The 20,303-nt window shown below is 72.4% G+C and carries 16 protein-coding genes and 1 pseudogene; 9 read left to right on the forward strand and 8 right to left on the reverse strand.

Annotation, left to right across the window (positions count from 1 at the left end):
• Positions 1 to 1,010 precede the first annotated feature (1,010 nt).
• The 6 genes from DMB66_RS25665 to DMB66_RS25690 form a co-directional block, all read right to left on the reverse strand.
• Complete coding sequence (locus DMB66_RS25665; RefSeq protein ID WP_125806681.1) at positions 1,011 to 1,535, reverse strand: GNAT family N-acetyltransferase; 525 nt, start codon at positions 1,533 to 1,535, stop codon at positions 1,011 to 1,013.
• A 7-nt stretch (positions 1,536 to 1,542) separates the two neighbouring features.
• Entirely contained in the window at positions 1,543 to 3,249 is a 1,707-nt protein-coding gene (locus DMB66_RS25670; RefSeq protein ID WP_199752625.1) for a beta-N-acetylhexosaminidase, read from the reverse strand.
• The gene (locus tag DMB66_RS25675) at positions 3,246 to 4,085 is read right to left on the reverse strand and encodes a carbohydrate ABC transporter permease (RefSeq protein WP_199752626.1); all 840 of its coding nucleotides are present in this window, start codon (positions 4,083 to 4,085) and stop codon (positions 3,246 to 3,248) included. Before DMB66_RS25675 ends, DMB66_RS25670 begins: the two co-directional genes overlap by 4 nt.
• Positions 4,082 to 4,993 carry a carbohydrate ABC transporter permease gene (locus DMB66_RS25680; RefSeq protein WP_125806682.1) on the reverse strand — a complete coding sequence of 304 codons (912 nt, stop codon included), beginning with the start codon at positions 4,991 to 4,993 and terminating at the stop codon, positions 4,082 to 4,084. Before DMB66_RS25680 ends, DMB66_RS25675 begins: the two co-directional genes overlap by 4 nt.
• Positions 4,990 to 6,252 (reverse strand): extracellular solute-binding protein, encoded by a 1,263-nt coding sequence (locus DMB66_RS25685; RefSeq protein ID WP_125806683.1) that lies wholly within the window; start codon positions 6,250 to 6,252, stop codon positions 4,990 to 4,992. Before DMB66_RS25685 ends, DMB66_RS25680 begins: the two co-directional genes overlap by 4 nt.
• Positions 6,253 to 6,346: 94 nt before the next feature.
• The gene (locus DMB66_RS25690; RefSeq protein WP_125806684.1) at positions 6,347 to 7,513 is read right to left on the reverse strand and encodes an alanine racemase; all 1,167 of its coding nucleotides are present in this window, start codon (positions 7,511 to 7,513) and stop codon (positions 6,347 to 6,349) included.
• 90 nt (positions 7,514 to 7,603) lie between these two features.
• On the opposite strand from DMB66_RS25690, the gene DMB66_RS25695 reads away from it, so the two are divergent.
• The 3 genes from DMB66_RS25695 to DMB66_RS25705 are packed head-to-tail and all read left to right on the forward strand — an operon-like array spanning position 7,604 to position 10,574.
• Positions 7,604 to 8,914, forward strand: a complete 1,311-nt coding sequence (locus DMB66_RS25695; protein WP_233624837.1) for a transcriptional regulator — start codon at positions 7,604 to 7,606, stop codon at positions 8,912 to 8,914.
• Positions 8,915 to 8,967: 53 nt separating this feature from the next.
• Positions 8,968 to 10,197 (forward strand): amidohydrolase family protein, encoded by a 1,230-nt coding sequence (locus DMB66_RS25700; protein ID WP_125806685.1) that lies wholly within the window; start codon positions 8,968 to 8,970, stop codon positions 10,195 to 10,197.
• Positions 10,197 to 10,574, forward strand: a complete 378-nt coding sequence (locus DMB66_RS25705; RefSeq protein WP_125806686.1) for a RidA family protein — start codon at positions 10,197 to 10,199, stop codon at positions 10,572 to 10,574. The genes DMB66_RS25700 and DMB66_RS25705 overlap by 1 nt, the downstream gene beginning before the upstream one ends.
• Here the strand turns inward: DMB66_RS25705 and DMB66_RS25710 are convergent.
• Complete coding sequence (locus DMB66_RS25710; protein ID WP_125806687.1) at positions 10,562 to 11,311, reverse strand: hypothetical protein; 750 nt, start codon at positions 11,309 to 11,311, stop codon at positions 10,562 to 10,564. The two genes, DMB66_RS25705 and DMB66_RS25710, sit on opposite strands and share 13 nt — an antisense overlap.
• A gap of 1,037 nt (positions 11,312 to 12,348) precedes the next feature.
• A complete protein-coding gene (locus tag DMB66_RS25720) occupies positions 12,349 to 15,525 on the reverse strand; it encodes a bifunctional cytochrome P450/NADPH--P450 reductase (RefSeq protein ID WP_125806688.1) in 3,177 nt (1,058 codons plus the stop codon).
• Positions 15,526 to 15,574: 49 nt separating this feature from the next.
• Between DMB66_RS25720 and DMB66_RS61375 the strand changes: the two genes are divergently transcribed.
• From DMB66_RS61375 to ureG, 6 genes and pseudogenes are all read left to right on the forward strand, one after another.
• Positions 15,575 to 16,153, forward strand: a complete 579-nt coding sequence (locus DMB66_RS61375) for a TetR/AcrR family transcriptional regulator (RefSeq protein WP_158647357.1) — start codon at positions 15,575 to 15,577, stop codon at positions 16,151 to 16,153.
• A gap of 102 nt (positions 16,154 to 16,255) precedes the next feature.
• On the forward strand, positions 16,256 to 16,558 hold the full coding sequence (locus DMB66_RS25730; protein WP_125806689.1) for an urease subunit gamma: 303 nt from the start codon (positions 16,256 to 16,258) through the stop codon (positions 16,556 to 16,558).
• A pseudogene (locus tag DMB66_RS25735) lies at positions 16,555 to 16,860 on the forward strand (urease subunit beta); the annotation flags it as partial. The gene DMB66_RS25730 and the pseudogene DMB66_RS25735, both read left to right, overlap by 4 nt.
• A gap of 169 nt (positions 16,861 to 17,029) precedes the next feature.
• Positions 17,030 to 18,748, forward strand: coding sequence for an urease subunit alpha (locus tag DMB66_RS25740; RefSeq protein ID WP_125806691.1), 1,719 nt, complete (start codon positions 17,030 to 17,032; stop codon positions 18,746 to 18,748).
• Positions 18,749 to 18,812: 64 nt separating this feature from the next.
• Positions 18,813 to 19,457, forward strand: a complete 645-nt coding sequence (locus DMB66_RS25745; RefSeq protein ID WP_125806692.1) for an urease accessory protein UreF — start codon at positions 18,813 to 18,815, stop codon at positions 19,455 to 19,457.
• A complete protein-coding gene (ureG, locus tag DMB66_RS25750; protein WP_305026145.1) occupies positions 19,447 to 20,178 on the forward strand; it encodes an urease accessory protein UreG in 732 nt (243 codons plus the stop codon). Before DMB66_RS25745 ends, ureG begins: the two co-directional genes overlap by 11 nt.
• Positions 20,179 to 20,303 lie beyond the last annotated feature (125 nt).

The raw sequence follows: 20,303 nt of genomic DNA on the forward strand, positions 1-20,303 counted from the left end.
GACAGGTTTTCTCGCCGGAGAACAGGCCATGGTAGTTCTCACGTTCGCCGACCGGGGCGACGAACCCGTCGACCAGCACACCCCTGCGGCCGGCCTGTCCGAGACCCTGATCGACCTCGGGTCGGGTGAGCCACCGCGGGATCGGCTGGATAGCGGGTGATCGTGGCCTGGGAACAGCCGAAAGCCTCGTCGGGCAGGTTGTGCCGGAGCCCGAACAACATCGCGCTGACCGCCGCGGGCAGGGGTAACTAACACGTGCGGACGTCCGATCGGCGGCTTCTCCCACTGTTCGCCGACGATCTCGCGGATCCTGCCGATCAGGTCGGCGAGCCGGCCGGTCGGGAGTCCTGTCATCTTTCGCAGCGCAGCGGCTGGCCCTCGATCAACTTCCTCACAAAAGATGATCTATAGGATCCCAGCCGCTGCGTCTACTCAGGACAGTCACCCAAGTCGCGGGCCACCCTCGAATCTCACCCAACGTGACAACCATGAGTGTCGACGGCCTTTTGAATGGCCCTCACCGGTTGCTCTGCTTCCCCATCGGAAACACCTCCAGCCGATGCCTGGCTCAGCCCGAAGGAGCAGGACCCGCACATCCCTCACCGGCGTTCCCCATGGGGAACTCGCCGGCGTTTCCCATGGGGAAGCAGAGCAAGCGGTGTTTCCGATGGGGAAGCAGAGCAAAGGGCGAACAACCACCACTACCCTCCCGCCAGCCGGACGCGGCGGCACCGAAGCACCCACGCCGCAGCAGTGCTGAGCGCGTGCGCATTCGGTCCGGTCCGGGCCGGAGCCTTCGAGCGCGGCCCGGGTCCGTTTCGTGGAGCGCCGGGTCGGGTGCACCTCGCTTCGGGGAGGCCCTTCCCCCCAGACGCTCAGACCTTGGAGACCTCCGGCGCACTTGTTGCGGGAGGCAGCTACGACGAGTCACGCAGGCCAGGAAAGCCTGGAGCGGCTACCCGTCGAGCTTGGCGCGCTAGTGGAAGCCAGGCGACCCGGCCAGGTGAGCGTCAGGCGGGCCACGCCGGATCGGCACGCAGGTCGTACCGCCAGTCGTTCGAGACGATCGGGTTGCCCGGCGGGTATTCGAACTCGCTCTCGCCCAGCAGGACGAAGCCGGCCTTGCGGCACACCGCGTTGGACGGCTCGTTGCTCACCTTGGGGTAGGCGTGCACCCATCGGAGCCCGCCCCGCGCCGCCGCGTGGCTCACTGCGGCCACCGTCGCGGCCACTGCCAGCCCGCGGCCCTGGAAGGCGGGCAGCACCTTCCAGCCCGTCTCGTAGACCTTCTCGCCCTTCCACTCGCGCTCCCAGTAGCCGACGCTGCCGACCGGGTCGGGCTCGCCCGCCAGCATCACCAGGAACATGCGGCCCTTGTCGTCGCGCTCGATGGCCAGGATGCGTTCGTGCCGGTCGAGCATCGCCTGCTCGCTTTCGACACCGCCGAGATGCACCTTCATCTCCGGGACGTTGGCCGCCCGCTCCAGCTCCAAAGCACGTTTGTCCCACGGCTCAAGCCTGATATCGGCACCCATTCCTTCATCATCCCGGAAGGGTGCGACAAATCTCGGCCAGCTCGGCCAGCCGGTCCGCCAGGTCGCGCGGGTGGCCCGGCGCGTCCGGGCGGGCGTCCCATGGGCGCGGGCCCGACGGTGGCCGGTAGTTGACGCCCAGCGCGTCGAGGCGGGCCAGGTGCGGGCCGAGCCGGACGGTGAAGTCGGCGTAGTCGCGCTCCGGCGGGCCCCACACCGTCTCGGCGAACGCGCACAGCCGCGGATAGCTCTGATAGTCCACCCGGCGGGCCGACTCCATGTGCTCGGTCCAGACGTTGGCCTGCGCGCCGATGATCCGGCCGGCCGCGGTGCCGGTCAGGCCGGCCGGGACCGGGTCGAAGGCGTACACGTCGGCGAGGGTGAGCAGCGTGCCGACCGGGGTCGGCTCGCCGGGGTCGTCGGACTGGCGGTAGTCCAGGTAGACCGAGGTGTCCGGGCAGGAGACGACGTCGTGGCCCGCCTCGGCCGCCAGGATCGCCGGTCGTGTCCCGCGCCACGCGGCGATGGTGGCGCCGGGCGGCGCGCCGCCCGCGAGGATCTCGTCCCAGCCGTAGACGCGGCGGCCGTGTCGCGCCAGGTGCTCCGCCATCCGGGCGGTGAACCAGGCCTGCAGCTCGTGCGGGCCGGCCAGGCCCTGGGCCGCGATCCGCGCGCGGGCCGCCGGGGTGTCCCACTCGCCGGCCGGGCATTCGTCGCCGCCGATGCCGATCAGCTCGCCGGGGAAGATCGCGCAGACGTGGTCGAGGACCTCGCGGCAGAAATCCAAGGCCACGTCGGTGACGTTCAGGACGTGCGGGGAGATGCCCCACGAGGTACGGACGCCGCCGGCGAATCCGTTGCCCAGTTCGGGGTACGCGGCGATCGCGGCCTGCATGTGTCCCGGCATGTCGATCTCCGGCAGCACAGTGACGTGCCGGCCGGCCGCGTACGCGACGATCTCCCGCAGGTCGTCGGCGGTGTAGTAGCCGCCGTGCGGCCGTTCGTCGTAGCGCTCGTGGATCCGCGAGCCCCGCATCGTCCGGGGCCGCCAGGCGCCGACCGTGGTCAGCCGCGGCCGGCCCGGGATCTCGACCCGCCAGCCCTGGTCGTCGGTCAGGTGCAGGTGCAGCACGTTGAGCTTGTGGAACGCGGCCAGGTCGACGAAGCGCAGCACGTCGGCCACGGGCATGAAGTGCCGCGCCACGTCCAGCATGACCCCGCGCCAGGCGAACCGCGGGGCGTCCTCGATGTGCACGGCCGGGATCCGCAGCGGACCGTCCGCGATCGGGGCTCGGCGCAGCGCGTGGGCGGGCAGCAGTTGCCGCAGGGTCTGCACGCCGTGGTGCACACCGGCCGGTGATCCACCCTGGATGTCGATGCCCCGGACATCGACATCCAGGACGTACCCCTCGGGCTCCAGCGCGGAATCCAACCGCAAGCGGATCCCGCCGCCCGCGACCGACGGCCCGCCCGCGGAAGACGGCCCGGCCGCGGAAGACGGCCCGGCCGCGGAAGACGGCCCGGCCGCGGAAGACGGCCCGGCCGCGGAAGACGGCCCGGCCGCGGAAGACGGCCGGGCGGCGGACGAGTCGGCCGGGAGCAGGCCGCGCACCAGGGTGGCGATCTCGGCCAGGCCCGGATCGGCGGTCACCGGCGCTCCCGGGCGCAGCGCGTAGCCGCCGGACCCGGCCACCAGCACCGCCGGGCGGGGAATCAATCCTTCACCGCCCCGCCGAGGCCGGCGACCAGCCGGCGGCGGACCAGCAGGAAGAAGATCAGGACCGGCACGGTCATCAGCGTCGACGCCGCCATGATCGCCCCCCAGTCGTTCTCGTCGGGTTTGAAGAAGACCAGCAACGCCATCGGCAGGGTCTGCCGGTCGGTCGCGCTGATGATGAAGGTACGGGCGAACAGGAAGTCATTCCAGGCGGTGATGAACGAGAACACGCTGGTCGCGGCCAGCCCCGGGGCGACCAGCGGGAACAGGATCCGCCACAGCACGGTGAACCGGCCCGCCCCGTCGAGCTGGGCCGCCTCGTCCAGCTCCTCCGGGATCGCCGCCACGAAGCCGCGCAGCATCCAGATCGCGAACGGCAGCGTGAACGCGGTGTGCACCAGCATCAGCGAGCCCAGCGTGTTGAGCCCCAGGCCCGGCACCTGCGTGCCGAGGTCGCGGACCAGGAAGAACAGCGGGATGGTCAGCGCCTCGATCGGGACCATCTGCGCGACCAGGAAGAGCACCAGCACGGTGGTGCGCATCCGGAACCGGAAGCGGGTCAGCGCCACCGCGGCGAGGAACGCGCACAGCCCCGACAGGACCACGACCACGAGCGCGACCAGCAGGCTGTTGAGGAAGTAGCGGCCGAAGCTGTCCACCGCCAGCACCCGGTGGAAGCTGTCGATGCTGGGTGCGAGCGTCCACGGTCGCTGGTGCAGGGACTGGATCTCGCCGGGCGGCTTCAGCGCGGCCAGCACCATCCAGTAGATCGGGAAGACCGTGGCGACGGCGAGCAGGACCGCCAGGGTGTCGAGCAGGCGCCTGGTGATTCTCACAGCGGTTCCCCCGATCGGCGCAGCGTCCGCAGGTAGAGCAGGGTCACGACGAGCAGGATGACCATCATGACGACGCCGATCGCCGCGCCGAGGCCGTACTCGCTGGCGGCGAACGCCTGCTGGTAGGCCCAGACGTTGAGGGTGAGGTTCTGCCCCGCGATGCCGCCGCCGCGGGTCATCACGTAGATCTGGGTGAAGACCTTGAAGTCCCAGATGATCGACTGGATCACCACGATGGCCAGCAGCGGCCGCAGGACCGGCACCATGATCTGCCAGAACGTGCGCCAGGTGGACGCGCCGTCGATCGCGGCGGCCTCCAGCACGGACTTCGGGATCGCCTCGATGCCGGCGTAGAGGGTGACCATCACGAACGGGAACGAGTGCCACACCACCACCGCGCCGACCAGGGCGAAGGCGGTGTACCGGCCGTACATCCAGTTGAAGCCGGTCACCCCGAGGGTCTGGTTGACCAGGCCGAGGTTGGTGTCGAAGAGGAACATCCACACGGTGGAGCCGGAGACCGCCGGCACCGCCCAGGCGGCCATCGCGGCCAGCGACAGCAGCAGGCGCGGCACCCGGCTGATCCGGGTGAGTAGGACGGCGAGCCCGGCGCCGACCGCGAGCGTCGCCACGACACAGGCCGCGGCGAAGAACACGGTGGCGCCGAGCACGGACCAGAACCGGGCGTCGCCGAACAACTGGGCGTAGTTGGCGAGGCCCACGAACCGGGTCGGCTGCCCGCCGCTGACCTGGGCCTGCCGGAAGTCCAGCACGGACAGCAGGCCGAGTTGCCACATCGGGTAGACGAACAGGGTGCCCAGCACCACCGCCGCCGGCAGCAGCAGCCAGAGCGGCGTCCAGACGCGCCGGCGAGGGCGCGCCTGGACAGCCGGCAGTGCAGTGGTCACTTGCCCAGGGCCGCGGAGATCGCCTTGGCGGCCTCGTCGGTGGCCGCCTCGACCGTGGCCTTGCCGGTGGCCACCTTCTCGATCATCGTGGGCAGCACGGCCTGGGCGTCGATCTTGCCCCAGCCCGGGTCGAGCGGCACGAACTTCGTCCCGGCGTCGATGGTGGACAGGAACGGCGCGAGGAACGGATCCTGGCCGGCGACCTCGGCCCGGGCGGCCTTCAGCGTCGGCAGGTTGCCCATCGCCGCGTACATTTTGGACTGGTATTTCTTGCTCGCCAGCAGCGTGAGGAAGTCGGCGGCCAGGGCCGGCCGCTGGCTGTTCCTCATGATGCCGAGGTTGTTGCCGCCGGCGAAGGCCGGCGCGATCGAGCCGGGCTTGCTGCCCGGCAACGGCACGACGGCGTATTTGCCCTTCGCGGCCCCGGCGTCGACCGCGGCCCGGTTGAAGTTGCCGATGATGGCCATGCCCGCCTTGCCGCTCGCGAAGAGCTCGACGGTCTTGCCGCCGGTCAGGTCCGCGCACTGCTGCGGCGGGCAGTTGTCCGGCTTGAGCAGATCCGTGTACGCCTTCAGCCCGGCCCGCGACTGCGCCGAGTTGATCGTGGTGATGTCCCCGCCGGCGTCCCAGACGAAGGGCAGGGCGCCGAAGGTGTACTTGCCACCGACCGCGATGCCGAACAGCTCCGGCTTCTTCGCCCGGATCGCGCGCGCGGCGGTGGTCAGCTCCGCCTGGCTGGTCGGCGGCTTCAGCCCGAGCTCGCCGAACACATCGGTGCGGTAGTACAGGGCGCGGACGCCGAGATACCACGGCACGCCGAGCAGCGTGCCCTGGTAGGTGGCGCTGGCCCTGGCGTCGGCGCTCAGGTCGGCACCCTCCGGCCAGGCGCTCACCGCCGGGCCGAGGTCGGCCAGCCCGCCCGCGGCCGCGTACTCGGGCAGGTCGGTGTTGCCGTACTCGACGACGTCGGGCGCGCTGGCCGGGTCGTTGAAGGCGCCCTTGAAGCGCTCGCTGCGGGTGTCGACCGCGAGGTAGGCGATGTCGACCTTGGTGTCGGGGTGCGCGGCGGTGAACTCGGCGACCGCGTCCTTGACCACGGCCTCCTTGGGCGACCGGTTGGGCTCGTCGAAGAGCCACACCTTGAGGGTGCCGGTGCGCGCGCCGCCGTCCGAGGGCGCCGCGGACGGCGACGAGGTGGACGGGGTGCACGCGGTCACGGTGAGGGCGAGGGCAGCGGCAGCCACCAGACGGATGCGCATCGGGGCACTCCTGACTTCAATAAGAACCAGGTTCGTAAGTAGTTCGTTGAATGAGTGCCCTCAGAGTGGAGTGAACGGCCTCGATCGTCAACCCTCAGAAGTACGTGTGCAGCACGTCCACGACCACGTCCGCGTCGTCCACGACCGGGATGAACCGCCACTTGTCGAACGCGGTGCACGGGTGCGACAGCCCGAAGCGGAGCAGGTCGCCGACGGCCGGCGAGCCGCCGGTCACGTACGTGTGGTGGTCGTTCATCTTCGTCACGGTCAGCCCCTCGGCCGTCGGCAGTCCCTCGTCGAAGGGCGCGTCCCGCTTGCCCATGCCCACGATGGCCAGGCCCGGCTCCGGAGTGGACAGCACCTGCGCCCAGATCTCCAGCGCCGCCGCCAGCGCGCCGTCGTCCGGCTCCCGGTTGAACGGCGTGCGCTCGCGGTAGAAGCCGTCGTCGTGGGTCACCGACGCACCGCTGCGCAGCACCGCCCGGACCCGGTGGCCGTCCAGCCACTGGCCCTCCAGCGCCTTGACCACCCGGTCGAACCAGGCGCTGCCGCCGGCCGAGACCAGCACCTCGTCGCCGAGCAGCCCCTCGATCGCCCGGACCGACTCGACCAGCGTCGCCAGGAACGCGTCCACCGCCTCGACGTCGGGCAGCGCGCCCTCGTAGCCGGTGACCCCGAGCAGCGAGACCCCCGGCGCGGCGGCGGCCGCGCGGGCCACCGCGACGACCTCGGAGACGGTACGGCAGCCCGTGCGCCCACCCGCGAAGCCAAGCTCGACCAGCACCGGCAGCCCACCCGCGGCCGCCACCGCCTCGACCCCGGCCACCGAGTCGACCTGCAGGCACACCTCCCACCCCCCGGCCGACTCGGCGGCCAGCCAGCTCAGCGCGGCCGGGTCGAGCACCTCGTTGGCGATCAGCACCCGGGGCACCCCGAGCCGGCGCAGCACCAGGGCCTGGCTCGCGGTCGCCACGGTCATCGCCCACGCGCCGGCCGCCAGCTGGGCGTCCAGCAGCGTCGGCGCCATCGACGTCTTGGCGTGCGGGGCGAACGAGAAGCCGTACCGCTGCGCGTAGGCGGCCATCGTCGCGATGTTCGCCCGTACCGCAGAATCCCGGACCACCAGCAGCGGCCAGGTGAACGAGCCGTCGAACAGCCGGTGCCGGGCCGCGGCGAAGTCCCGCGTGGTCACCTCGCCGGCGGGCAGCCAGAAGCCCTTGGCGCGCCAGTCGATGAGCTCGTCAGGGATGTCGAGGGCCATGTCCGTCTCCTCAGCTTGACCGCGGCGGCGCTTTCGCGCACGCTACTACGGACCAATTACGAACCACCAGGTGCGAAAGCGGGGCGAGGCGTGCCGGCGGCAATGGTGATCGGCCTGGTGCTGCACGTCAGCCACCGCGCCCGCTTCTCCGAGGCGGCGCGCACGCTGACCGGGGTCACGTTCGCCTGGGCGGTCTACGAGCGCGAGGAGCAGATCCGCGAGCGGGTCGCCGGGCTGCTGCGCGACGAGCGGCTGGACGGGCTGCTGCTGGGCCTGGTCCCGTACGCCCGTTCCCGGGATCTGCTGCCGCCGGAGCTGCCGGTCGCGGTGACCCGGTCGGCCGCGCTCGATCTCGCGCTGGCCTGGTCCCGGGCCCGCGGCAACGGCTGGCCGGCCACCCCGGTCAGCATCGACACCTTCGCGCAGGAGGCGGTCGACGAGGTGGCCACCGCCCTGGAACTGGACCGGCAGGCGATCGCGTGCCTGCCGTTCGAGCCGGAGCAACCGATCGCCGACGTCGTCGCGTTCCACCGCGAACAGCTCGCCCGCACCGGCGCCGCCTACGTGATCAGCGTGCGTACCGGTGTCGCGGCCGCCCTCGACGGCAGCGTCGCGGTGCTGAACGCGCTGGCGACCCCCGGCACGATCCGCGCCGACCTGCACGAGCTGGCGCTGCGCATCCGGCACAAACGCGCCGACAACCTGCGTTTCGCCGCCGGGGTCTTCCTGATCACCAAGCCCGGGGAGAGCGCCGATCTCGACCGGGCCCGGGTCGGGTTGCTGCACCTGCTGCTCAACACGCCGGAGTTCGCCGACGCGTGGATCGACAACCGGGGGCGGCGCGGGGTCGTCGTCTTCGCGCACGCCGCGCTCTTCGAGGCGGTCACCCACCGGTGGGTCGGCCTGCCCGTGCTCGCCGAGGCCCGCGACGCCCTGGGGGTACGCGCGGTGGCGGGCTTCGGGCTGGGCGACTCGGCGCGACTCTGCGTGGCGCTGGCCGAGCGGGCCGCCGCCCGCGCCGAGCAGGACGCCGATCCGGGCGCGTACCTGATCTCCGACAACGGCATGATGATCGGCCCGATGGGCGCCACCGGGGTGCCGCTGGCCTACACCTACCGGGAGCACGGCGGCATCGAGGCGCTGGCCGGGCGGATCGGGCTGAGCCCGGCGACGCTGTCGCGGCTGGCGGCGATCGAGCGCGGCCTGGCCGGCCGGCCGGTCTCGCCCAGCGAGCTGGCCCGCTCGCTCGGCATCACCGACCCGAGCGGGCGGCGGCTGATCCGCAAGCTGAGCGAGTCCAACCTGGCCGTCGACGACGGCAGCTCCCAGATACACCGCAAGGGCCGCCCGACCCGCCTCTACCGCCTGGCGATCACCGCGGCCCTCGACGGTGCGCCATGACCTCCTCCCCATCTTCTCCGGTCCCCAGCCCGGAAGGGCCGAGCCGGAGCGGCATGGCCTACGACCTGCTGTTCACCGGTGGGGAGGTGCTCGGCGCCGGGCGCGCCGACCTGGCCGTGCGGGACGGACTCGTCGCCGCCGTGGGACCGGATCTCGCCGGGACCGCCCGGACGGTGGTGGATGTCGCCGGGCTGCTGATCACTCCCGGCCTGGTCGACCTGCACACCCACGTCGGCCCGGGCTACTGGGGCATCGAGCCCGACCCGATCGCCTGGCGCTCCGGCGTCACCACCTGGGTCGACGCCGGTTCGGCCGGGGCGTACACGCTGGCCGGGCTGCGGCGGGTCGCGGCCGGCACCGACGTGCGGGTGCCGGCGCTGCTCAACATCTCGGCGATCGGGCTGGCCGGGCGCACCGGCGAGGGCCGCGACCTGGCCACCTGCGACACCGCGCTGGCGATCGACACCGTGCGGGCGCACCGCGACCTGATCCACGGCATCAAGGTCCGCATCGACCGCGAGACCGTCGGCGACAACGGCGTCGAACCCCTGCGGCGCGGCCTGGCCGCGGCCGAGGCCTGCGGCGTCCCGGTCATGGTCCACATCGGTACGGCGCCACCGACGCTGGACGAGGTCCTCGACCTGCTGCGCCCCGGCGACATCGTGACGCACTGCGCCAGCGGCATCGCGGCTCCCCTGGGCCCGGCCGTGCACGCCGCCCGGGACCGCGGCGTGCTGCTCGACATCGGGCACGGCTCCGGCGGCTTCGCCTTCGACGTGCTCGAACGGCAGATCGCGGCGGGGCTGGCACCGGACACCGTCTCCACGGATCTGCACGCCCGCTCGCTGCACGGCCCGGTCTTCGACCTGCCCACCACGATGGCCAAACTGCTCGCCGTCGGGCTGCCCCTGGACGAGGTGCTGGCGGCGGCGACCGTACGGCCCGCCCGGGCCCTCGGGCTGCCCGGCGGGACGCTGGCCGTGGGCGCGCCGGCCGACCTGGCGGTGTTCCGGCTGGAAGAGGGCGCGTTCCCCCTGGTCGACGCCCACCGCCAGACCCGGCACGCGCCGCTGCGACTGGTCAACGAGGCGACGTACGTGGCAGGCCGCCGGATGATCCCGCGGGTCGGCCCGCCGGTACCGCCGTGGATCCCGCTCACCGACGTCCAGCGCGCCGCCCTCGCCCGGCGCGAGCGCGACCTGCGAACGCTGCTCACCGCGCCGCTGGTCGGCGCGGACGGCCTGGCCGACCAGTTCCCAAGACCGACACCGAGGAGTCCCTGATGCCCAAGCGCGCCATCATCACCGACCAGGCGGCGCCCGCCGGCGGCCCCTACTCGCACGCCGTCGTCGCCGGCGACACGATCTACCTGGCCGGCGCGGTCCCGATGCTGCCCGACGGCACCTGGGTGACGGGCAGCTTCGCCGAGCAGGCGCACGCGGCGTTCCGCAACCTGGCGGCCGTGGCGCAGGCCGCCGGCGCCAGCCTCGACCAGGCCGTCCGGATCGGCGTCTACCTGCGCGACTTCGACGACTTCGGCAAACTGAACGAGATCTACGCGCAATACATCAAGGGCGACAACCTGCCGGTACGCACGACGCTGCCGGTCCCGCTGGTCGGCTTCGACATCGAGATCGACGCCGTCCTCTACACCGCCTGACGCGCAACCACCCACTCCACGGCCCGGCGCACCGCCGCCCGCGACTCGTCGGTGTGATCGACGATGTCGAAGCTGTGGCGCCCGTCCGGCACCTCGACGATCTCCACCGCGACCCCCGCCGCCGCGGCCTTCGCCAGGAACGTGTCGACCCCGGGCACGAAGCCGGCATGCTCGCGACCCACTCGGGTAAGCAGGATCGGGGTGCCGCCGGCATGCTGGACAGCGGCGGCCGGGTCCACAAAACCGGGCCCGGCCACCATCCCCGGCAGCGCCGTCACCACCGGGTAGTTCAGCGCGATCCCCCGCAACCACGGCGCCGGGTCGCGCAGCCACTCCCCGGCGAGCATGCTGCCGCCGGAGAAGAACCACAGCACGACCCGGTCCGCGTCGGCGCGCGGATCGGCCCGGGCGGCCGTCACAGCGCCGGCGACCTGCGCCGCCGCCGCGACGTAATCCAGCACATAACCGTCCGGACCCGGCGCGATCGGCAACTGGTACGCAGGCACAACCGCGAGCAGGCCACGGGAGGCCAGCAGGGCGCCGTACCCCCGGAACAGCGGCCAGTCCCGGGGCGTCTCGGTCAGCCCGGGCGGCAACGGTCCACCATGGACAACCACGACGACCGGAAACGGCCCTTCACCGTCGGGCACATAGGTGTCCACTGTGTCTCTCCGCTCCGGCTCGCGGGCCGGCGGCGACAGAACGAACGGACGGAGATGCTCCGGAGTCTCAGCCATGACCACATTGTCCTGGACAGCGCGCAGGTCTGTTCACCATCAGGCGCTGAGACAATCGCCTACATCCGAAGCGCCCCGACACCGCCCACCGAGCCGGGCACTTGACAACAGGCCGCCCGCCAATCAAGCAGAAGACTCTTCAGTCCCCCGGCGTCCCAAGGTCTCCCGGGGACGCCCGGCGGCGGGCCGATTGGTACTGCTACGGCCTTTGTGCTCCGTTGCCGGCGGGTCCGCGGCCGGCGGGTCCGCAGCCGGCGGGTCCGCAGCCGGCGGGTCCGCAGCCGGCGGGTCCGCAGCCGGCGGGTCCGCAGCCGGCGGGTCCGCAGCCGGCGGGTCCGCAGCCGGCGGGTCCGCAGCCGGCGGGGGTGTTGGTGGTAGCTCCTTTGCTCTGCTTCCCGATAGGAAATACCGGGTGCGGGATGCGCGGGCTCTGCTTTTCGGTTGATGCCCTCGGCGTCAGCCGAGGACATCAACCGAGGGGTGTTTCCCATGGGGAAGCAGAGCAAAGGCAGTCGGTTGGGGCTATGTCGCCGGGCGGCGGGAGCCGGCGACGAGACCCGGCGACAAGACCCGGCGACAAGACCCGGCGACAAGACCCGGCGACAAGACCCGGCGACAAGACCCGGCGACAAGACCCGGCGACAAGACCCGGCGACAAGACCCGGCGACGGGAGCCGGCGACGGGAGCCGGCAATCGAGGCGGGCCTCGATCTGGCACCTGGCTCGCGGTCGGGGGCACAAACCGCCGTAGCAGTGTTGGTACGGACCACGCGGGTGCGCAGCGGTCGTAGACGTAACGGTATTTCCTGGCGTAGCGGGGTATCCCGTTCGTAGACGGCCTGTTCGGTGTGCCTCGCTTCGGCGGGCGGTTCCGCGTCGGTGCTCGGAGCTTGGAGACCTCCGGCGCTGAATGGCACGCCCTCCCTACCCCAGGTGATCAAGATGGCGGGCACGGGCAACCAGGATCTGTGACTCGGCGGTGCCCACGGTCTGATCATGTTGATCAGACCGTGGGCATGGCTTCGCTGTGGGTCGGCTCAGGCGAAGACGTCCTGCTGGTAGCGGCCCGTGGCCTCCAGCGAGCGCAGCCATTCGCCGGCCTGTTCGGCTGTCGCGCCGGTGTGCCGCCGGTAGATCGACGCCAGCTCGGCGCGGACCGCCGGGGCCATCCGGGCGCCGTCCCCGCAGAGGTAGATGTGCGCGTTCTGCTCCAGCAGCTCCCAGACCGCGTCGCCGTCGGCGGCCAGCGCCTCCTGGACGAAGCGGTGCGGGTGGTCCTCGACCGCCGAGAAGGCCAGCCGGAGGTCGATCACGCCGTCCGCCGCCCACTGTCGCATCTCGTCGCGGTAGAGCCAGTCGTGCTGCGGGTGGCGGCAGCCGTAGAAGAGTTTCGCCGGGCCTCGGCCGGGCTGGCCGGCGCGTTCCTGGAGGAATCCGCGCAGCGGGGCGAAGCCCGTGCCCGGCCCGATCAGGATCATCGGGGTGGCCGGGTCGGTCGGCGGGCGGAACGGCGGCGCGGGCACCCGGACGTGACCGAAGAACAGGTCGCCGGGCTGCAGCCGGGCCAGATACTGCGAGCACATTCCCCGGTAGCGACCCTGCCCCGCCAGCGCCGGGCCGTCGACCAGGCCGACCGTGAGGGTCACCTGGCGCGGGTCCGCCGCCGGGGACGATGAGATCGAGTAGAACCGCGGCCGGATCGTGCCGGACAGCTCGAGGAACACCCCGAACGGCAGCTCGATCGCCGGGAACCGCTCGAGCAGCCCCAGCACCGAGACCCGCTTGGCCAGGATCTCGTCCGCGTAGCTCCGCCGGGCCTCGTCGGTGTCCGCGGCCCACGCGGTGAGCTGGCGGGTGGTCCACGGGCAGCCGGTGTGCGCGGCGAGGGTGCCGAGCTGGCCGCGGGTGGCCGGCTCCTGCAGCTCGACGAACTCGGTGAGCAGCAGCTCCGCGGTCACCGGCACGCCGATCGGCAGCGACGTGCGGCGGTCGCCCTCCTGGGCCAGCCGGACCACCCGGTCGCGGGGCATCCGCAGGCAGCCCAGCGCCCAGGCGACCAGTTCGGGGTCGTTCTTCGCGTACACGGCCAGGTGGTCACCGGTCTGGTAGGTGACGCCCTCGGGCAGCAGGGCGGTCAGCGCCTTGACGCCCGGGCGCGGGGCCTCGCGGGTGAAGTCCCAGAGGCCGGTGGCGTCGGCGACCAGCTCGTCAACGGACAGGACGGTGATCGGGTGTGCCTGCGCGGAGACCACCGCCGGGCGCACCTGGTCCTCGCCGAGCACCTCGACCCGGTAGCGCTCCCCGGCCTCAGTCGCCGCCGTGGCTGTCCCGTACGCCTCGGCGAGCGCCGCCCACAGGCCGTCCAGCCAGGCCGTGGCCATGCCGTCGAAGTCGCCGGCCGCGTCCGTCTCCCCGCGCGCGACGACGGCCGTCGCGCCCGCCCCCGCCAGCGCCGCCTCGACCCGCTTCGGGAATTCCTGGTAGGTGGCCCACTGGGTGTTGCCGTTGCCGAGGACCGCATACCGCACGCCGCTCAGCGTGCCGGGCGGGATCGTCAGGGCGTCGAAGCGCTGCGCGTTGTCCGGGGCCTTGCCGTTGTAGCTGGCGGTGACCACGGCGAGCAGGCCGTCGGTGGGCAGGCCGGCGGCCAGATCATCAGCTAGGTCGTCCAGCGTCCGCACGGTGACGTCGAAGCCGGACCGGCGGGCCCGCTCGGCGAGCTGCTGGGCGAGGTCCTCGGAGGTGCCCAGGTTCGAGCCGTACGCGACGCTGAGCCGTACCCCGGTGGCCTTGAGGTCCGCCGCCGCGGCCGTGACCGGCGCGGTCTCCGGCAGCGCGACGACCAGCCGCTCGTGGGCCTGCCGGGGCCGCACCCGCAGGGTGAGGCCCTCCGGCTTGATGGTCAGGGTCTGCTTGATGGTCAGCTGGTGACCCCGGGGATCGGAGATCGCGAACCGCTGCAGGATCAGCGCCAGCGCCAGGCGGGCCTCGGTGAGCGCGAACTGGCGGCCGATGCAGGCCCGCTCGCCGTTGCCGAACGGCTTGTACGCGTGCGGGTGCTGCGCCGCCTTGCGCTCGGGCAGCCAGCGGTCGATGTCGAAGGTCTCCGGGTCGTCCCAGGCCGCCGGGTTGGTGTGCAGCGGCCGCATCAGCACCGCCACCTTCTGTCCGGCCGCGATGGCGTACCGGCCGCCCAGGACGGTGTCCTCGCGGGCCATCAGGCCGATCCCCGGGATCGGCGAGAGCAGCCGCAGCGTCTCGTCGAGGATGCGCGGGATGACGTCCAGCTTCATGATCGTGTCGTAGGTCGGCACCGTGTCGCCCGGCAGCATCCGGTCCACTTCGGCGTATGCCTGGGCCAGCACGTGCGGGTTGCGCAGCAGCAGGTGCAGCGCGAACGACAGGGTGCCGCTGGTGGTCTCGTGCCCGGCGATCAGGAAGGTCAGCACCTGGTTGCGGATGTTCTCGTCGGACAGCGTGCCGCCGGTGACCGGGTCGGCCGCCGCCAGCATCAGCCCGAGCAGGTCCTGGGACTTCTCGCCGGAGGCGCGGCGGGCCCGGATCACCTCGTCGACCAGCTCCTGCATGCCGGCGATGTCGGCGCGGTAGGCGGCGTCGGCCCGGCGCTTGAGGCCGGTGACCGCGGGCAGCTGCCGGGTCCGGTTCATCGCCTCGGTCAGGGCCCGGCCCATCGCCTGCAGGAACGGGTGCAGCTCCGGCTGCTCGAACGACCGGAACGCGTGCCCGAAGCCGGTCAGCGCGATGGTGTCCAGGGTCAGCCGGGTCATGTCGTCGGTGACGTCCACCTCGGTCCGCTGCTCCCAGGCCGCGACCAGGTCCTCGGCGACCTGCAGGAACTGCGGGAAGTAGGCCTTCATGGACCGCTGGCTGAACGCGGGCAGCAGGATCCGGTGCGCCTGGCCCCAGCTCTCCTCGCCGTCGCGGGCGGTGAACAGCCCGTCCCCGGCGAAGTCGCGCACGTGCGCGAGCGGCGGGTCGATCGGCTTGTAGAAGCGCGCCTCGTCGCAGACCTCGGCCACCAGGTCCGGGTGGTACACCAGCACGACGTGCCGGCCGGCCAGGTTGAGCTTGAAGATGCCGTCCGGGTGCCGGGCCGCGAGGTCGACGAAGTATCGGTACGTGCCCTCGACCGGGACCTGCAGTCCATTGCCGACGACCGGCAGCCCGCGCGGGGCGGGAATCGGGTGGGACATGCGAAGCTCCTCCTCAGCCATACGGTGTACGGCTGCTACCGTACGGCGTATGGCTGAGCCCGCAAGGCCGCGAGACGCACGTCTCACGAGGGACACCATCCTCGCGGCGGCGCTGAGAATCGTCGATGCGGACGGTGTCGAGGCGTTGAGCATGCGCAAACTCGCCGCCGACCTCGGCGTCAACCCGATGTCGCTCTACCACCACGTGGCGAACAAGGCGGCGCTGCTCGACGGGCTCATCGAGCTGGTCGCCGACGGCGCCCGCCAGGTGCACGTCGGACCCGGCACCTGGCAGGAGCAGTTGCACCGGCTCGCGTACGAGTTCCGCACGCTGAGCCTCGCGCACCGCAACCTCATCCGGTACGCGTTCACCACCGACGACTTCATCCAGCGCGACGGTCCGATGTGGCACGCGCTCTGCACGATCCTGCGCTCGGCCGGCCTGGACGCCGACGAGGTGCCCCGGGTCGGCGCGGTGCTGGCGGCCATGGTCGGCGGGCTGCTGTTCACCGAGGTCAACGGGACCATGCGGCGGCTCGTCGGCGGGGGTTCGGGCGGGGAGTCCGACGACACCGGCTTCTCGCTCGCGGTCTGGCTGCTGATCGACGGCGTGGCCGCCCGCCGATGAGGCGCCGCCCGTGGTCTGATCAGGTTGATCAAGCCCGCGGTCCCGGGTAACACGTCGGTAACGTCGGGCTGCGAGCATCGCTTGGCGATCAGGGAGGTCCGCTTGTTCCTCAGCCAGCACGAGCAGGAACGCCTGCTCATCCACGTCGCGGCGGACGTCGCCCGGCGCCGGCGGGAGCGTGGCCTGCGCCTCAACCATCCCGAGGCGACCGCGATCATCACCGCCTTCCTGCTGGAGGGCGCGCGCGACGGGCGGACCGTCGCCGAGCTCATGGACGCCGGCCGGCGGGTGCTCACCCGGGCGGACGTCATGGACGGCGTGCCGGAGATGCTGGCCGAGGTGCAGGTCGAGGCGACCTTCCCGGACGGCACCAAGCTCGTCACCGTGCACGGGCCGATCTCGTGATTCCGGGCGAGATCATCGCCGGGGACGGCGACATCACGATCAACGCGGGGCGGCCGGTGCTCGCGCTGACCGTGCGCAACACCGGCGACCGGCCCGTGCAGGTCGGTTCGCACTACCACTTCGCCGAGTCCAACGCGGCCCTCGACTTCGACCGCGACGCCGCCTGGGGACACCGGCTGGCCGTGCCCGCGGGCACCTCGGTCCGCTTCGAGCCGGGCCTGCCCCGCGACGTCGAGCTGATCCCGTTCACCGGCAATCGCATCGTGCCTGGCCTGCGCGGCCTGGCCGGCGGCCCGCTGGACAAGACCCCGGAGCCGGCGCCCGCGGACCCCGCGGACATCGAGCCCGCCGGTTCCCTCGACGAGGACACCGGCGAAGACCTGCCGTCGAACGGGAGCCCCCGGTGATCAGAACCATCGAGCAGAGGCCGCTGGTGCCCCGCGGCCTCGGCGAGCACAGCGAGGCTACGGCGTGACCACTCTGGACCGCGGCCGCTACGCCGCCCTCTACGGCCCCACCGCCGGCGACCGGATCCGGCTCGCCGACACCAACCTGCTGATCGAGGTCGAGGAGGACCGCAGCGCCGGACCGCAGCCGGGCGACGAGGTCGTCTTCGGCGGCGGCAAGGTGATCCGCGAGTCGATGGGCCAGTCCCGCGCCACCCGCTCGGAGGGCAGCCCGGACACGGTGATCACCGGCGCGGTCGTGCTCGACCACTGGGGCATCGTCAAGGCCGACGTCGGCATCCGCGACGGCCGGATCGTCGCGCTCGGCAAGGCCGGCAACCCCGACACGATGGACGGGGTCCACCCGGACCTGGTGATCGGGCCCGGCACCGAGATCATCGCCGGCAACGGCAAGATCCTGACCGCCGGCGCGATCGACAGCCACGTCCACCTGATCAGCCCGACCATTCTCGACACGGCGCTGGCCAGCGGCATCACCACGATCATCGGTGGCGGCACCGGACCGGCCGAGGGCACCAAGGCCACCACGGTCACCCCGAACTCCTGGCACCTGGCCCGGATGCTCGAAGCCCTGGACCAGTGGCCGATCAACGTGCTGCTGCTCGGCAAGGGCAACACGATGTCCCAGGAATCCATGTGGGAGCAGCTGCGCGGCGGCGCGGGCGGCTTCAAGCTGCACGAGGACTGGGGCACCACGCCGGCGGTCATCGACGCCGCGCTGCGGGTCGCCGACGCCTCCGGGGTGCAGGTCAACATCCACACCGACACGCTCAACGAGGCCGGCTTCGTCGAGGAGACCCTGCGGGCGATCGCCGGGCGGTCGATCCACGCGTACCACACCGAGGGCGCCGGCGGCGGGCACGCGCCCGACATCATCACGGTCGCCGGGCACCCCAACGTGCTGCCGTCGTCGACGAACCCGACCCGGCCCTACACCCGCAACACCCTCAGCGAGCACCTGGACATGCTGATGGTCTGCCACCACCTGAACTCCTCGGTGCCCGAGGACCTGGCGTTCGCGGAGAGCCGGATCCGGCCGTCCACGATGGCGGCCGAGGACCTGCTGCACGATCTCGGCGCGATCTCGATGATCGGCTCCGACTCCCAGGCGATGGGCCGCGTCGGCGAAGTGGTCATGCGCACCTGGCAGACCGCCCACGTGATGAAGGCGCGCCGCGGCGCGCTGCCGGGCGACGGCCCGGCGGACAACCTGCGGACGAAACGGTACGTGGCCAAGTACACGATCTGCCCCGCGGTCGCGCACGGCATGGCCGAGCAGGTGGGTTCGGTCGAGCCGGGCAAGCTGGCCGACCTGGTCCTGTGGGACCCGGCGTTCTTCGGCGTCCGGCCCGCCCTGGTGATCAAGGGCGGCATGATCGCATCGGCGCAGATGGGCGACGCGAACGCCTCGATTCCGACGCCCCAGCCGATGCTGCCCCGACCGATGTTCGGCGCCTACGGGATCGTGCCGGCGGTGACCTCGGTGGCGTTCGTGGCGCCCGCGGCGATCGACGCCCTGCTGGGCGACCGGATCGGGGTCAAGCGGGCGCTGGTGCCGGTGACCGACACCCGCTCGGTCGGCAAGGCGGACCTGCCGCTCAACGACGCGCTGCCGCGCATCGAGGTGGAGCCGGACACGTTCACGGTCCGCATCGACGGCGAGGTGGTCGAGCCGGACCCGGTGACCGAGCTGCCGATGGCCCAGCGCTACTTCCTGTTCTGATGCCCGCCTTCGCCGTCGGACTCTCGCCCGCCCCGCAGCGGCCGACAGCCGAAAGCGGCCCGGCGTGAGTCTGGCGACGCTGCTGGTGCTGGCCGACGGGCGGCTGCCGGCCGGTGGGCACGCGCATTCCGGTGGACTGGAGGCCGCGGTCGCCGCCGGGCGGGTGCGTGAGGTCGCCGACGTGGGAGGCTTCCTGCGCGGCCGGTTGCACACCACGGGCTTCGTCTCCGCTGCCTTCGCCGCCAGCGCCTGTGCGCGTACCGGAAAATGTTTTGATCTTGATCTGGGGTTGGATGCCCGGACGCCCTCGCCGGCGTTGCGGCGGGCCTCGCGGGCGCAGGGCCGTGCGTTGCTGCGCGCCGGGCGGGCGATGTGGCCGGTGCCGGCGATCGGCCGCGAGCCGCACCACCCGGTCGTGCTCGGGGCGCTGGCCGCCGCGGCCGGGCTGGGGCCGCTCGAGGCCGCGGTCGCCGCGGCGCACGGGGCCGTGAGCGGTCCGGCCAGCGCGGCCGTGCGGCTGCTCGGCCTGGACCCCTACGCGGTGCACGCCCTGCTCGCCGGGCTGGCTCCCGAGATCGACCGGATCGCGGCGGACGCCGCGGCCCGCACAGACGACCCGGTCGACGCGCTGCCGGCCGCGGGTGCCCCATTGCTCGACATCGGCGCCGAGCTCCACGCCACCTGGGAGGTGCGTCTCTTTGCATCCTGAACCGCGTCCTGAACCGCATCCTGAACTGCATGATCACGGCCCCGACGAGGTGCCGCACACCCACCCCGACCCCGGCGTCGACCCGCACGCCCCGCTGCACGCCGGCGCCCGGGCGCTGCGGATCGGCATCGGCGGGCCGGTCGGTTCCGGCAAGACCGCGCTGGTCGCGGCGCTGTGCCGGGCGCTGGGCGCGGAGCTGCGGCTGGCCGTGGTGACCAATGACATCTACACCACCGAGGATGCCGACTTTCTGCTGCGCAACGGCGTGCTGCCGGCGGAACGGATCCGCGCGGTGGAGACCGGCTGCTGCCCGCACACCGCGATCCGCGACGACATCTCCGCCAACCTCGACGCGGTCGAGGACCTGGAGGCGACCCTCGGCCCGCTGGACCTGGTGCTGGTGGAGAGCGGCGGCGACAACCTGACCGCCACCTTCAGCAAGGGGCTGATCGACCGGCAGATCTTCGTGGTGGACGTGGCCGGCGGCGACAAGGTGCCGCGCAAGGGCGGCCCGGGCGTGACCGCCGCCGACCTGCTGGTGATCAACAAGACGGACCTGGCGCCGCTGGTCGGCGCCGACCTGTCGGTGATGGAGCGGGACGCCGCGGCCCGGCGGGGCGAGCTGCCGACCGTGTTCCTGTCGCTGGTGCGGGACAAGGCCGCGACACCGGTGGCGGACTGGGTCCGCGCGCTGGTCGCGGCCCGGGTCCCGGCGGCCTGATGCCGGGCTCCGGCCTGATGCCGGGCCGGCTCAGGCAAGGCGCCGGACCCATTCCGGGCGTCGCGCTCAGGCAAGGCGCCGGACCCACTCCAGGCGCCGGACCCATTCCGGGCGTCGGGCTCACG

The sequence above is a fragment of the Actinoplanes sp. ATCC 53533 genome (assembly GCF_003947245.1).